Annotated in this window: 12 protein-coding genes; 3 read left to right on the top strand and 9 right to left on the bottom strand. The window is 47.5% G+C overall.

Annotation, left to right across the window (positions count from 1 at the left end):
• The 9 genes from IQ260_RS16780 to IQ260_RS16740 all read right to left on the bottom strand — a co-directional run.
• Positions 1-2,602: two-partner secretion domain-containing protein (locus tag IQ260_RS16780; RefSeq protein WP_193994261.1), on the bottom strand; the 2,602-nt coding region annotated here is incomplete at its 3' end.
• A 359-nt stretch (positions 2,603-2,961) separates the two neighbouring features.
• A complete protein-coding gene (locus IQ260_RS16775) occupies positions 2,962-3,261 on the bottom strand; it encodes a hypothetical protein (protein WP_193994260.1) in 300 nt (99 codons plus the stop codon).
• 292 nt (positions 3,262-3,553) lie between these two features.
• Positions 3,554-4,189, bottom strand: coding sequence for a helix-turn-helix transcriptional regulator (locus IQ260_RS16770; protein WP_193994259.1), 636 nt, complete (start codon positions 4,187-4,189; stop codon positions 3,554-3,556).
• A gap of 329 nt (positions 4,190-4,518) precedes the next feature.
• The gene (locus IQ260_RS16765) at positions 4,519-6,015 is read right to left on the bottom strand and encodes a TAXI family TRAP transporter solute-binding subunit (protein ID WP_193994258.1); all 1,497 of its coding nucleotides are present in this window, start codon (positions 6,013-6,015) and stop codon (positions 4,519-4,521) included.
• 53 nt (positions 6,016-6,068) lie between these two features.
• Positions 6,069-7,190, bottom strand: coding sequence for a transporter substrate-binding domain-containing protein (locus IQ260_RS16760; protein WP_193994257.1), 1,122 nt, complete (start codon positions 7,188-7,190; stop codon positions 6,069-6,071).
• A gap of 188 nt (positions 7,191-7,378) precedes the next feature.
• A complete protein-coding gene (locus IQ260_RS16755) occupies positions 7,379-8,272 on the bottom strand; it encodes a DUF928 domain-containing protein (RefSeq protein ID WP_193994256.1) in 894 nt (297 codons plus the stop codon).
• A complete protein-coding gene (locus IQ260_RS16750; protein WP_193994255.1) occupies positions 8,269-10,662 on the bottom strand; it encodes a CHASE2 domain-containing protein in 2,394 nt (797 codons plus the stop codon). The genes IQ260_RS16755 and IQ260_RS16750 overlap by 4 nt, the downstream gene beginning before the upstream one ends.
• Before the next feature lie 9 nt (positions 10,663-10,671).
• The gene (locus IQ260_RS16745) at positions 10,672-11,673 is read right to left on the bottom strand and encodes a DUF1822 family protein (RefSeq protein ID WP_193994254.1); all 1,002 of its coding nucleotides are present in this window, start codon (positions 11,671-11,673) and stop codon (positions 10,672-10,674) included.
• A gap of 47 nt (positions 11,674-11,720) precedes the next feature.
• Positions 11,721-12,359, bottom strand: coding sequence for a sigma-70 family RNA polymerase sigma factor (locus IQ260_RS16740; protein WP_193994253.1), 639 nt, complete (start codon positions 12,357-12,359; stop codon positions 11,721-11,723).
• Positions 12,360-12,574: 215 nt separating this feature from the next.
• Between IQ260_RS16740 and IQ260_RS16735 the strand changes: the two genes are divergently transcribed.
• The 3 genes from IQ260_RS16735 to IQ260_RS16725 all read left to right on the top strand — a co-directional run bounded on the left by IQ260_RS16735 (position 12,575) and on the right by IQ260_RS16725 (position 13,852).
• The gene (locus IQ260_RS16735; RefSeq protein ID WP_193994252.1) at positions 12,575-12,742 is read left to right on the top strand and encodes a hypothetical protein; all 168 of its coding nucleotides are present in this window, start codon (positions 12,575-12,577) and stop codon (positions 12,740-12,742) included.
• Positions 12,743-12,778: 36 nt separating this feature from the next.
• Positions 12,779-13,237 carry a hypothetical protein gene (locus IQ260_RS16730; RefSeq protein WP_193994251.1) on the top strand — a complete coding sequence of 153 codons (459 nt, stop codon included), beginning with the start codon at positions 12,779-12,781 and terminating at the stop codon, positions 13,235-13,237.
• Between the two features lie 66 nt (positions 13,238-13,303).
• Positions 13,304-13,852 carry a hypothetical protein gene (locus IQ260_RS16725; protein WP_193994250.1) on the top strand — a complete coding sequence of 183 codons (549 nt, stop codon included), beginning with the start codon at positions 13,304-13,306 and terminating at the stop codon, positions 13,850-13,852.
• Positions 13,853-13,911: the final 59 nt, after the last annotated feature.

The raw sequence follows: 13,911 nt of genomic DNA, 5'->3' as shown, positions 1-13,911 counted from the left end.
CCCCCCCTGCCTGACAGCCCTGGCTGATTTCAGGATCGGCAAGACCACTGGGCAATCTAACCGTGCCCTCATCCGGATCGACTTCTAGGGTTTCGATGATGACCACACCGTCAATGCCTGTTCCGGAACTCGCATCCAGATCATTGGTCATATTGCCATCAATGGCGAGGTTCTCTGCAATATTAAATAGGGTATTGGCCTGGATGGTAATGCGTCCACCGTCACCGTCTACAGCGCTGGCTTGAATATCGTTGCCATTACTGCCTGCCTCTGGGAAAAGAGCAATAATAAAGGGTGTGGAGATATCGACGTTGCCACCGTTGGCATCATTGAATGCTTCTGCTGAGACTAGGCTGTCTTCTCTGAGCACCAGAGCATTGTCTACCCGTAGACTAATGTTGCCACCTTCGCCCGCCTGGGTGGAAGCGAGCAACTGGCCATCATTAAGGACAGCGGTTCCTGCTATGACTCCTAGGGTGCCACTGTCACCAGTACTTTCGCCACTGACCTCGACGCTTGCACCATCTTGTACGCGGAATTGCCCATTGGTTTGAATAGAGACATCGCCTGCCAGACCTGGCCCTGTAGAGCGAGTGGATAAGCTGCCGTCTCCCCTGAAAGTTACTGCTTCAGGAGCGATGACCCGTATTTGCCCTCCATCACCGTTACCGCTAGTCTCGGCAGAGATCTCAGCTCCTGCTTGAAAATTAATGGTTAGCGTATCCCCACTATCTTGAGTACCCAGAGCAACAGAGCCTGCTGCTGCCTCTCCTTGGGTTTCTGCTAGGAGCCCCGTGTTTTCATCTGATAGGTTAATGCGGGCAGCATCTACCGTGACATTGCCGCTTCGCGTGGATGCCGAAGCTGTGGCAGTAGCCGTCGCAGAGATTTGGGCTCCTGCATCTGCGGTAAGTTGTTCAGTGCCGATGTTAATATCGCCACCAGCACCCGCTGCACTTGTTTCCGTGGAAATTAGACTATTGGAGAGGGAAACCGAGGCAGCGTCTTCAACCAAAATGGCACCAGCATCTCCTTCTCCAGACGTGCTGGATGTCAGTTGAGCATTATTTTCCAGAGACAGACTCTGCGTTCTAATGTCAACGATGCCGCCTCGCCCCGTAGCATCCGAATCAGGTCGTCCTTCTTCATTCACAGCCGCTGAGATAATACTGTCGTTGATGAACAATGCTGGTGTGATAATTTCTATATCGCTAGCGTTTGCCTGTCCAAAAGTTTCGCTTGAAATAGAACTTCCACTTGTCAAAGAAACAGACTCTTGGGCTTGAATACTCAGAGTCCCTGAGGATTCTATATCCACTGCCTCTCCTGAGGTAAGAATAGAGATTCTTGATCCATCATTAAGCGAAAGTATATTAGTTTGAATCTGAATTTCGCCAACATTACCGACTGCCTCCGTGAATGAATCGGCATCACTAATAAGACGACTGTCTGTACTAAGCGAAATAGTCTCTGCATTCAAGGAAATTCTTCCAGCATTACCCGCCCCACGGGTATTGGCTGACAAATTAGATGTATTGGCTAGAATAATATCTTCTGCAATAATTTCTATATCCCCACCTGTTCCAGAACCAGAAGAAACACTAGAGATTGTGCCAACTTCTACATTTACAGCCCTCTCGGCTCGTATGAATATATTGCCAGCGTTTTTTGATCCACGGGTTCTACTAGATAGAACACTCGTATTGAGAGAGAGAGAATCGGCATTGATGCTAATATCTCCAGCCTCATTACCAGAACGACTGGATACCTCTAATCTGGCATCATTGATAATAATATCTGCTAACAATGCACCGTCACTGTAGCTTAAACTCAGATTCTCGCCATTAATATCTAGTCCTACGATACCTAGACCTCTAACTCCTCCTAGCTCAATTTTTCCACCAGGAGCTTGTACAGGAAGTCTTCTATCAGGATTGTTGGGATCGCGTTCTAAAATTACATTGCCCCCCAATAGTATTAAGCTTCTACCTTCTGGAACTTTCAATCCAGCAGTTCTAACAGGTCTAGCAGGGTCAGGAGCAATGGATTGATTGACGATGGGTTGAGCTGTATTCTGAGTAAAAAGAAAGGCGGATGGGCTAACGGTCAATAGTGCAGGATCGCTATTGGTGTCGTCAGTACTGAAGGATCCTTGGTCACCAAACTGAATAGCATTCGCTGTCGTAGCAATAAAAGAGCCACCAATATCCAAAGCACCTCTGGGGCCAAAGGAGATACCATTGGGGTTAATGAGAAAAAGGTTGGCATTATTATTGGTACTGTTAGTGCGAATCAGTCCATCAATGATGGAGCTACTGTCGCCAGTCACCCTGGCGAAAATATTACGAATAGTTGGACTATGTTCGAAGATGACTAGTCCATCTGTAGGCACTGACAGTTGCTCAAAGCTGTGAAAAAGATTTGAGTTCGTCAGGTCAGTTGCCCCCCCCTCAACCGTACAGCTTTGCAGACATGAGCCTGGAGCTGGAGTCGGAGTTGTGCCATCGGGAATAACCTGACTCCAAGCTACCTCAGGCGTTAGCAAATAACAGCCGATAATTTTGATGACGATCCAGACCCCAAACACAGATTGCTTATTCAACAAAGATATGCCTCAGCGTTCTAACATATTTCCTCCATAAGGATACATGTTATGCAGAGCTATGAAGTTGCTTTTGACAATACTAAGTAACTAATTACTAATACTGTTCATCAATCTGGGTTTCGACTTCGCTCAGCCCTCATAATTCTCAAGATTAGCTGGTTGAGGGAGTCGAAACCAGCGGCGTTAGAGATGTTTACTTTCGGTCATCTACTTACAATTACCCTGATATAAAAACAGATTCAATACGGATGTCTAACGGTAATTGTTACTAAAAACTATGTTCGATATCTGCTTCAGATTCACGAGCAGAACAGCTGCAATAAAATATATTCTATTGCAGCTGTATACCTTAAGGATTATGTGACAGTAAATTGCACAGTGTATATGCCATATCCACAAGAAAGAGTACGTTCTCCAGTTTTCGGCGATGTAGTAATAGCACTAGGACATGTGTCTTCTAGTTCCCCGTCTATAAAGAGTTCTAAATTTCCGGCTGAACTAAAGTTTAAGCTTGTGTTAGCTGGGAAATCCTTCCAGGTATCGACCTGAGGAAATGTCATGACTGCCATGGAATAATCATCAAACCGAAAATCTGCTGTTGTGTTGGTCGGGAAATTTGGACCCGTCTTAGCTTTTATAAGTTTAAGTACAGCCATTGTGTTTGTTTCCTTGTGTTTTGAATGGATAAAACCTGATGGTTAAGAGAAGAGCGTTTTTCTCATTGGTAGGGCAAAATCAGGAGTTTTGCTGCTGCATCCTGTCTCTTGGTGACGATTGCTTAGTTATATGATGATTCTCTTTTAGTCTGTTGTGCCAGTACCCACTGGGGTACTTTTTGATACCTATTAAGTATTGGTGTATAAAAAGCCAGGCAACAGGTGCAAAACATTCTGTATCGGATGAATATATGCATCTGTTCCTGTGGATTTGAACAAGCTGGTCACGCTTTTAGCTGGCAAGGTTTTCTAGGTAAATATTTCTTGCTATGGAGACCAGGTGCTGTTTAGCATAGGTGTTTTTCATATGCTTTTTCACGGTGTTAAGGGCGATGTGCAGCTCTGCTGCGATTTCTTGATACGTATACCCAATGCGATGTAGTGTCCAAACATCTGCTTCGCGAGGGCTTAGGCTATACCTGATGGCCTCTGTGACCGCTAGATTTTGTTTAGCGTGCTTTTGGTTTTCCAAGATAACCAAAATGTGGGGATCGGCCTTCTGACCCGTATTAAACCATCTAGCTCGAATTCGAAAATGCTCGTGGGACGGTTTGAGTCGCAACTCTGACTCAGCCGTGACTAGATGTTTGGGAAAGTCTCTCCGGCTCTCTATGAGGATCTGACAGGCTGTCCAAATTTCGGAGGGGATTTGCTGATTGTCCAGAGTGTCCGGGTCGATGCGATCGCAAATCTCCCTACCCAGACGATTGCTTTCTATACAGTGGCCATCCTGAGTCAAAATCAAGATGCCATCGAGCCAGTTACTCAGGATATAACCCTCTAGCCTATCGGCTGCGGCTGGGGCAATATCAGACGACGTCGACGATGGACAATTAAGTCGATTTAAAGGGGCGCTTTGACTAGTCATGGTCCTCTTACGATTTTCAAAACTGGGGGATAAAAACTTGGGCGTTGCCGATCCCCGGTACAACTCCATCTGCTAGCTATTGCCAACTATTGGTTAGCAATACATTTCACAGATTGGTTTATCCCTTAACTCAGCAATAACCGGAGATTTCATCACCCATGCGGGGGTATTAGCTGTCGTAGATGCGAGGTCCTACTAGTTAATAGGGCAAAGCAATGGAAAATATGCGCATTTATCCGAATCCATACCGTAAACTTTTGTATTGACTGATATAAGCCCCCATTGTGTCCCTATGTGTCTGCAACCAGATAATTAATGCTAATTATTCTTTATAGCTGACTGCCATTAGTCGTACTATGTGTCGCCTGATAGTCTCGGTGAGACTGCCAGACAACATTTTTGATTTGCAAGTAAGTCTGCAAATCAATGCGATTTTGCAAAAGCATTTCGCGGGTATTGTTGTCAATGTCTCCCATTTCCTCCAAAGCCTGATGGGGATTAACCCGTAACTGCATTTGCCAGTCATCCAGCATGGCAAATGTGGTGTGGATCGCCTCCTGTCGCTGGCTATGGATCAGCGTACGACACTGCTCGGCCAGGGGCTGCAGCGTTTGTTCTAGCTGGTCATAGATATCTTTAGAGATTTCGTCATCGATCAGTCGCAGCCGCTGCTGCTGGCGGATGTCTTCAAGATTATTCGCAACCCGGTTGGGGTCAGTGTGAAGCTGCGATCGCAACTCCACCACGCTGCGCCGCACCCCCTGGACAACCGCCTTACTCTTACGCTGGCGCATCCGTCGGACAAAGTAACTCACACTGGTCGTAATGGTCAGCATGATCATGGCCGTTTGTAGCGGCTTATTCTGCTGAATATAGCGGGACCAGGCAGCACGGGGATCGCCATAGGTCAGGGCCTGTACTGTGCCAGGATGCAAATAAACCAGTCCCCGCGTTAACAGGGCTTCGGCATTGCCCGCCGCCAGTTCCGGATAGAATAAACTAAACTGCCGAGCATTAGAGAGGAGTGCCCACATCAACAGCGCCACCGTACCGCTATCCATCTCCGGGCGGGTGACCAGGGCCGTAGCCGTCGCCAGTGTAGGAATATCCTGAGCGGGCACTGGGGGACTAATGCGCTGAATCCCCGAGGAAATCTGCGCCGCTTGATAGGACTCGGGTGCCCGCAAAACCAGATAGTTAATCAGCTTTTGGTCAATGGGCACAATCCGCAGCACAGCCCCCTGTCCTAGCTCTGCCTGTAAAAAACCACTGCGGTGGGGGCCGACATAAATGAGGGCATCGATTGCGCCTTTATTTAACTGTTGAAAGGCCAGTTTAGGACCAATAGGCACAGAGATAATGGGAATCTGTGCCGATGAAAATAACTGAAGCGATGTGTAGTGAATACCACTGCCCGTAGCACCAATGGCAACGCGCCGACTGGCTAAGTCTGTCAGTGTTTGAACCGGTGAGTCATTGCGGACAATAATGTAGATGAACTCTTCTGCCAACGTAGCAACGGCTTGAATCCGCCCAGCTTTCATGGCCTCACTAGCCACATCTAACTGGGTCAGGGCAAAGTCCACCTGCCCAGTTTGCAGACGCTGTAAATTTTGGCTCGATCCGTCTGAATTTTGACCCACCACGGTCATATCACTGCCACCGGCCCGGATAATTTCTTGGCTAATTTGCTCATAGCCACCTGCTGGTGTCCCATGGGAGAGGGTGTGCTGCTTAGGCTGGGTAAAGCAGCCTGCCAGGAGCATCGTCGAAAGACCAATCATGACAATTTGGTAACGACGACACCTATGTCGATAGTTCAACATCGCGTTAATAACCTTTTGCTGTACCTGGTGCACATTACAGGGAATGGGACGGCCTACCCAGCCGTGGCCTCGATGGCTGGTTCGTTAAACCATTTGCGATGTAGCTGTTGCAAAAAGCCCTGCTGCTGGTATTCCAAAATCTGCTGGTCGATAGCCTCTAGCAGCTCCGTATCGCGCTCTCGCACGGCAATACCATAGCCCTCATGGGTGAGTAGATGCCCCGCTAACTCAAAGGCATCGGGATTGAGGTTGATAAAGTGCTGTAAAGCCGGAGCGTCTTGAATTAAGCCTTGAATTTTGCCAGTTTCTAAGGCGCTAACTGCCGTTTCAAAATCAGGATAGGTGACCAGCTGTACCGGCTGGCTTTGGAGAAATATGGCTCCGGTGGTATCTGCGATCGCACCCACCGATTCACCACTGAGCGTTTGCAAATCCACCGTGCTTTCGCTCAGCTGATGCACCGTAAGTGAGGCAATAAAGTCCGCCACAATAAAGAAGCTCAACCCCATCCATAACGTAGCAATCAGGCGACCTGTAAATTTTGTGGGAGTCACATCCCCGTAGCCAAATGTGCCTAGGGTCACAATGGCAAACCAAATACCTTGGCTAACTCCCTCAATGGGGTTACCTGAAAAGTGCTCGTTATGGTTGCGTTCCACTAGCCAGATCAGGCCGCCGACCAGGGTACTGCTAGCAAAGATCAGAAAAATAGGGCGTAGGTGACGCCACTGCAGCAGGCCGCTGGCCAAGGTGGTGACGGTACTATCTGACTTGGGTACCATCAGCTGCAGGCCGGACTGGTAGAAAGGATAGGAAAAATCTAACCCCTGGGCTTCTCGCTGAGCCGTGATCGAAATACCAGCAATGGCCACATCCACCTCGCCAGTTTGCACACCGGTTAGCAGATCACTGACCGATGGATAGGTAACCCATTCTGTCTGAATATTTAGATCGCCAGCGATCGCCTGCCATAGATCGGCGCTATAGCCATAGGGGCGAGTGGAGGGTTGAATAGAAACAAACGGAGGCAGCTCCTTGGTACCGACCCGCAGCACCTGCTCTGGGGGAGATGGCTGAGCAGATAGCACGATAGGCAATGGAGTCTGCCCCAAGGCTGAGGGAGTGAACCATAGCCCGGTAACGATGGTAGTAAGCGCGCTTAGGTGTCTGATCATGCTTTCTTGATATCGTTCCGTATCCTCGGTTCAAGCAATTAGACGCATCCCAGATAAGCCAAACCCTATCCTTATTCAGTAATTTTTCGGAGTTATTTAGATTTGTATCATGCTAACGCTGCTTTTTCCTCTCGTAAACTATTTATTGAAGAAATAATGGTTAATGTTTAAATGCCGGAGGTGTCATCTTAGGGTGTACAACAATCGATGAGGGGCTGCTGGGCAATATCCTCCAGACCGACTGACTCTAGTAGGCTGTACCAATCGTTAGCACGGCTTATATTGTCCGAATCTGCCCGATAGAGTTCTCCCAATAAGGTGATAGCGTCTTGCCAAAGACCATTGCTAGCGTAGATCGCCACCTGCTCGCGTGGCGTCGCTTCAGCCAGGGATAGCTGTAAAGCTGGATCTAAGGAAACTAGATCTATCGAACCAGAAACATTCACTGGCCCTGAATCACATCCGACAGAAAAGAACCACCGATAGCGGGTATTCAACTGTAGCGTCGGTGCATCCTCAGGTAAAGTTAACCGCATAATCCCCGCACTGTGATTACCGGATAGCTGAGTTTGATAAACCGTCTCGTCTGTTTGATTTTCATGTTCAATCTGCAGAACAAATTCTAGAGGAATATCATCTGGCCGAGCAGGCAAGTAAAACCAAAAGGTGGGTTTTGACTGGGTGGTCAAACTCAGGACCGATTCAAAGTTTTTGGGAGAGACCCTGCCTGGGGTCTCACTACTCCTGCTCTCTTGGGTCGATGGCACCAGGGCGATTAGGGGCGACGGACCACTCCGCGACATACAAATATTTTCTAGGTTGCTGTCATCTTCTAGGCTTCCACTTCTACTACCAGCGCCGCGACGTCCAAGGGGAGTTCCTCGGTCGGCCAGGATAGGAGCATTGTAGTTGTAAGCGATTTCTCCGATAGGATTTGCAGCGGCGACGTCCAAACCATCCAGAGCTGGCGAATCTGGTTGTGTAGTCCAGTCAACCAGTTCAGCTTGAACTCTAGTGATGGGCAGTTGAGAGAGTAGGCATAAACTACCCAGCAGACAAGAAATTGCTTGATGTGACTTCATGAGACCTCCTTAGCTTTTGATTTTGGTCGAGATAATATCAAATATTCAGAGATAGGGACGCTGCCAGCAATGATCAATAATAGGATGGCCGGAGGAACCCAAGGCACCCAATAGTGCGCCTTTACTAGCAACACTCCGCAGATACCCCATAGGCCTAATTCTGTTCCTAGTAGGATGAGTAGCCAATGGCTGAGACTATGATTTCTCTGCCTCTTTAGTCCACTAAGAGCGATTATCAGGCTACTCGATCCGCCCCACGCTAAGATCCAAAGAGTTTCGCCCCATTCTGGCCAAGTTTTCAGCAGTGGACGGTTATCTAAAACCGCACTGATGAGGTGACTGGTCATTTGAGCTTGAATAAACACTCCGCTGGTTTGATGCTCCACTCTGGGGCTGGGGCTGTAGGGAGTGATCCAATGATCGCCAGAGCTATCGGCGGTGGTGCCAATAAGGACGATGCGATCGCGAATGGCATCTGGACTGACCTGTCCTGTTCTGAGAGCGGTGAGGGTAATATCGTTAGCAATTTGCTCAGGGCTGTCTAACCGACGGTAGTTTAGCAACAGCTGATGCCCCCAGGCTTCGATACCGCGATAGCCCCCTATATTAGTTTCTATGGGCTTAAAAATAACATCGCCCATTTGTAAATAACCTTCAGGTGAGGCCTGAATGATCACGTCTTCTTCTGAAAGATAATTTAAGGCCAATTTTGCTCCCAAACTATAGGAGGCCAAACAAGGAGACGAGGGCTCTGGTGTCATGGCCAACAGCTGTCGACGCAGGACACCATCTGCATCAGAAATAAGGTCGCTAAAGCCAACCCTGTCTTCGGGCACCTCAGGCGGCGGCGCAATCCCAGGACTGTCAGATTCAGAGTCACGCCCCTTGCAAACTGCTATAAATTTTTCATTAGTAATCAGCCGTTCGGCTAATTCAGGCTGATTGGGCAGAACGGAAAAGTCTCGATAGATATCTAAGCCAATCACCCGTGGTTTCATTTTCTCTAATTGTTTTAGACTATCTAATAAGGCTTGATCTGATAGGGAGCCACGGGGATTTTCATCCTTTTGATCCACAATGTCTTCTTCTGTAATAGTTACTACTACCAGGCGAGAGTCAGGCAATTCCTTGCTCCGCATGCGTATAAATCTATCAAAGGCTTTTAACTCCAACCCCTGAAAGAGTCCCATGTAGCGCAGACCGATAACCGCGATGGTAAGCACGGCATGGGTGAGTAGCATCAGGATAGGGGGCGTTGGCAACGGCGGTGATGACTGATGCAAAAAATCATTCCACACAGGGGGCGTATTCGCCGGGTTTTGATAGATGGTCGGTAGCCAGGATGCGCAGGGATACTTGTTCTCTAACCCTTGTAATTTCTCTCGGGCTTCTCGCACCGCTAGATAAAAATAGTCTCCCCGAGCAAAGGCTTCTAAAAATGCTTTTAGAAACGCGTGGGCCACCGAGTCCGGAACAACTTCCTGCATCACGAGAATTTGAGGGATTTGTAAATCGGCGAGAGCTTTCGCCAACCCCAAACCATCACACGAGTTAAAAATGGCGATCTGTAAGCCCCGTGTTAAGGCACTTTGTAATGCATGTTTGAGCTGGGGAATCGTAATGACTTCTGTTGGGTTTATGTGTAAATGCCCAGTTAAGATGTTTTGATTTATCTGATCTAGGTTCACCTGGGTTGAACTATGGCCAGCAAAAAATAAAATATCCCAGCCTTGGGTATCCCAGAGATAGGTGTCTAGGGTTTGTCGGTCAGGCTCTGTCAAGCAGTAGATCTCTGCATTAGGGAGATGATTGAGCAAGGCTAAATCTGTTTCAATATCGAGGCCCTGACTATCGCCTAAAACGGCCAAAATGCGAACCCGAGCGCGGCGACTGACAATAGCAGGTGACTTTTTTTCATAGATGGGGGCACTGAGGGCAATTTCTAGTTTGGGGTAGCGATCGCAAATATTCCATAAATGCCAGGGCAGACGCTGCACTACATCCTGCTGGGCTTGCACAATCAGTCGGATCGGATCGTCTGAGTTCAATCGCTCCAGCAGTTTATCCTGTACCGGACGAAATGATTCTGACTGTAACCACTGATTGAAAACCTGTTGTAGTTCATCGGCGAGATGCTGACAGTCCTCCGTATAGGACACATTAGTGGGAAACGCATCCGGACTCGCACCCAGTCGCAAGGTATGGAGACCGCCTAATTGCCGATAGGCAGCCTGCCAGCGCAGATAAAGTGACCGCAGTTCTGCCGCAGCTGGCAAACGACCCAAAATTTCACTCGTGGGGATTGCGCCCTCGTCACCAATTTGTAGAGTGACCAAGAAGCCTGTTTCCAAACTGCCATCATTCAGTTTTAAGGTAACGCGCTTTTTCATGCACCCGCCCTAGACAACAAATTGTTCTGCGTGACATATGTTTTCCAATTTAGTCTGAGTCGTAAAAGGTTCTCCTGGCGTCCCACTAAACTGTAGCTGAATGTAATTATCTGCCTGCCGCGCCTGGGCTTGCATAAACACTTCGCCTGACTCGTCTAAGATCAGCAATTCTAAGTTGGCGGGTAAATAGGGGCGGTTAACTGGATAAACCTGGACACCAATATGAATCTGGTCGATGGCTTGAGATTGTAAACGGATCAGTAGTAAAACCTGCTCAGACCCCAACCGTAACGACAGATTGATCAGTTTCCCCTTGCGTAATCCCGCATCAGGCCCATCAGTCAGCGTATTAAGCGCCTTGCTTCTCATGCTAAACTGGGGCGTCAGGGTAGCTGTAGCGAGTAAGTCCTCAATCGTTTGCCAACCCGCATCAACCCAGCCAGTGTTAACAATGTTATCGAACCACTGGCTCAATGTGGCTACTGGTTGTGCTGTCTGTTGAACCGTCTCAGGAACGGCTTGGGGTTGTCGTAGAGCATGGAGATGATCGATCAGTGCTTCTGGCGGGCTGAGCTGTTGTAGGACCAAAGTTTCATCGGTGACAGTAGAAATGAAACCTAATATTCGAGCCGTTTGTAAGTCTTCACTCAGCGCCACGACACTATAGCCCACCCGTAATGTCCATATTTCAGGGGGGATATCACAGACTGTGGCATTGGCTAAGACAGGGCGGCACTCTAATCGTCCTAAGCTTGGGAGCACCAGATCGGCGACATCGGCCATCAGCTGCACTGCCGGATTCCAGCTATCACTACTGGCCAAATCGGTGGCGATACCTAACATATGGAAATAATCATTCATCACCCAGACCGCTAGCGTATTGCGATATACCTGTCTGGCTTTTTCCGGCGAGGATTGATTAGCTGCAAATTGCTCTGCCGTCTGGCGAGCCTCATGTGGAATCGGTAATGGCACGGCTGCTGCATAAATTTGGTCTAACGGCTTACTCATGATGGTCCCTGTTTTTTGTCACACTGCTTATTTGATGTTTGCGATCGCTATAGATAACCCTGTTCTCGTCCAAATTCTCGTAAAAGAGGCATACACTGACGCTGATAAAAGCTAGCCAGTGTCCCAATTGAGACATCCAACTCCGCTGCCAGAACTTTCCATGGAATTTCAGGAGGCAAGCGTTTGAGAATTAGCAAGCGACCAGTAATATTGGGATGCCCTGTAATATGAATCTGCTGCAGCTGCGGTGCTGTCTCAGCCCACTGCATTACCTCTTTAAGCATTGGGGGAATATCGGGTTTAGCTGGCAAACGATCAATCGGGTCAATCGACACCCCAGCTTCTCCTGCCAAATTTGGTTGCGGTTTAGCCGTTATATTGTCTTTGTCTGCACGATCAATGGCCTCATCTTGCAAACGACGTTTCAGATATGCATTTAACCAAGTGACAACGCTTGCTCTTTGTGGATCGTAGACACGCCCTGTTTTTGCTTCACACAGATTGTTACAAAAGTAGATCCAGGTCTTTTGTAACGCATCTTGATAATAGGAAACGTTTTCTTTCCAGAGCTGGTCTGAAATCAGCCGCACAATCTGTGTCAGCCGCTTTTGGCGGATGCTGCTGCCCACTGGATGACGACACGCCTCATCGATTAGGGTTTGAATGTGTTTCTGTGGTTTGTTCATCAAGCATTATCGCTCTTTCAAGGAACGATGGTTCGTAGCCTCTAAAGAACCTATCAGGGGTAATCACCAAAATTATGCAACAGGTCGCTCAAAAAAAATATTTGGAGTTATTGCAAAAAAGCTAATACTTCACTTGATAAGTAAATAAAGAGACTCGAAGGACTTTTCTCTGTAGGAACCAAGAAGTCTCAATCTTATTGATTCAGGTCCAATCCATGATGAACAATACACCTAACGTTAATCAAATATCGGCTGCTCAAGTGGCTAACCAGTTAACAAACCTGAAGATGGAAGACATTCTCAGCGTTGCTGATGTTTACTACTATGCCAACTTCTTCGAATTGAAGCAGCCTTTACCTTCTTCCTATCAGCCTCCTCCATGACATGGTCAAGGTACAGCATGACTGAAGCAAATCAAAATGGAAGAATTACTACAACAAGCATCGGCAACTTTAACACAATTTGCACAAGCTCATTGTGGACCTAACTTTCGAATCACTAAGCGAATTCAAAAGGGATTATTTGGTATTGGCTCACGACAAATAACGCTAAAAGAAAATTATTGGAATGTCAGTGTTGAGTATACGCGTGAATTTAGTCCTGATGGAAAGACGGATCTACGCCAATGCGCAATTTTGGATTTTCAACACATACCCATGACGAGTATCTGGATTTTACTCAATGATCCAGAACACTATACGGTCCGAATCATGACTGAGTTGAAAATTCCTGGGCTGCCAAAATCAGGATTGATTATCGCGCGAGAAGATATAATTGAGGCCCAATCCAGAGCGTTATGGGAACTGCTAGACAGATACCTGTGGCAGGGGCTTCTAGTTAAAGATGGTAACAAACTGCGTTATCCTGAACAACCTTAAGGAGACGCTATCACGTGGAATTAGGTCTGGGTGTTGTCTAAATTACAGAGGCATCGATCAACTTTTATGAATTACTCTTTATATGAGCATTTCATCCAACTTAGTGATGAAGCCATGGGGGTGGTAAATCAGTACCTTGATGAAGATACAACAATCTGGTTAGAGCGACGTAGGGCTGAACCATCTATAAATATGTTGTCATCGACCCAGCTTTTATTGATTGTGTTTCATCATCTGTTTGGCTGCGCTGTTTCTGATGAATTAGGACTGTATCAGGCTTGGCTCAGACTGGGGGCACTAATTCCAGCCCGAAGGATATCATATGCTGTAAATTTGGTCGGCTTAGAGATGCCAAACTGCCAGAGTCTCTTACCTATAGATGCAGAGCAGTTGAAACGCTATAGGTTTGCTAATAATAGGTTGGTTCAATCTTTGCAGCAGTTAGAAACTGATAAAAAACTCAGGACTGATTTGGTTGGGGTGTTGGCTGCGATCGCACTATTTAGCTTCAATCGCCATGGCTTTACCAACCAGCAATCTGGCCCCTTAGTCCATGCCATCATTCAATTGATGGGCATCGATCTATTGGACACCGTCGTTGTGTTACCCCGCTAGCTATAGAGACATGTCTCTAACACTTTCAATCTGACAAATGCCGTGTTTTGGATGAGCAC

Origin of the sequence: Leptolyngbya cf. ectocarpi LEGE 11479 (genome assembly GCF_015207065.1) — a bacterium.
GTDB lineage: Bacteria > Cyanobacteriota > Cyanobacteriia > Phormidesmidales > Phormidesmidaceae > Leptothoe > Leptothoe ectocarpi.
The sequence above is the reverse complement of the archived record's forward strand: the minus strand, read 5'-3'. Positions and strand labels throughout refer to the sequence as shown.

Coding starts and splice junctions, on each gene's coding strand:
- IQ260_RS16725 (WP_193994250.1), top strand. CDS start 13,304: ATGAATTACTCTTTATATGAGCATTTCATCCAACTTAGTGATGAAGCC.
- IQ260_RS16750 (WP_193994255.1), bottom strand. CDS start 10,662: ATGAAAAAGCGCGTTACCTTAAAACTGAATGATGGCAGTTTGGAAACA.
- IQ260_RS16735 (WP_193994252.1), top strand. CDS start 12,575: ATGATGAACAATACACCTAACGTTAATCAAATATCGGCTGCTCAAGTG.
- IQ260_RS16775 (WP_193994260.1), bottom strand. CDS start 3,261: ATGGCTGTACTTAAACTTATAAAAGCTAAGACGGGTCCAAATTTCCCG.
- IQ260_RS16745 (WP_193994254.1), bottom strand. CDS start 11,673: ATGAGTAAGCCGTTAGACCAAATTTATGCAGCAGCCGTGCCATTACCG.
- IQ260_RS16765 (WP_193994258.1), bottom strand. CDS start 6,015: ATGTTGAACTATCGACATAGGTGTCGTCGTTACCAAATTGTCATGATT.
- IQ260_RS16760 (WP_193994257.1), bottom strand. CDS start 7,190: ATGATCAGACACCTAAGCGCGCTTACTACCATCGTTACCGGGCTATGG.
- IQ260_RS16740 (WP_193994253.1), bottom strand. CDS start 12,359: ATGAACAAACCACAGAAACACATTCAAACCCTAATCGATGAGGCGTGT.
- IQ260_RS16730 (WP_193994251.1), top strand. CDS start 12,779: ATGGAAGAATTACTACAACAAGCATCGGCAACTTTAACACAATTTGCA.
- IQ260_RS16755 (WP_193994256.1), bottom strand. CDS start 8,272: ATGAAGTCACATCAAGCAATTTCTTGTCTGCTGGGTAGTTTATGCCTA.
- IQ260_RS16770 (WP_193994259.1), bottom strand. CDS start 4,189: ATGACTAGTCAAAGCGCCCCTTTAAATCGACTTAATTGTCCATCGTCG.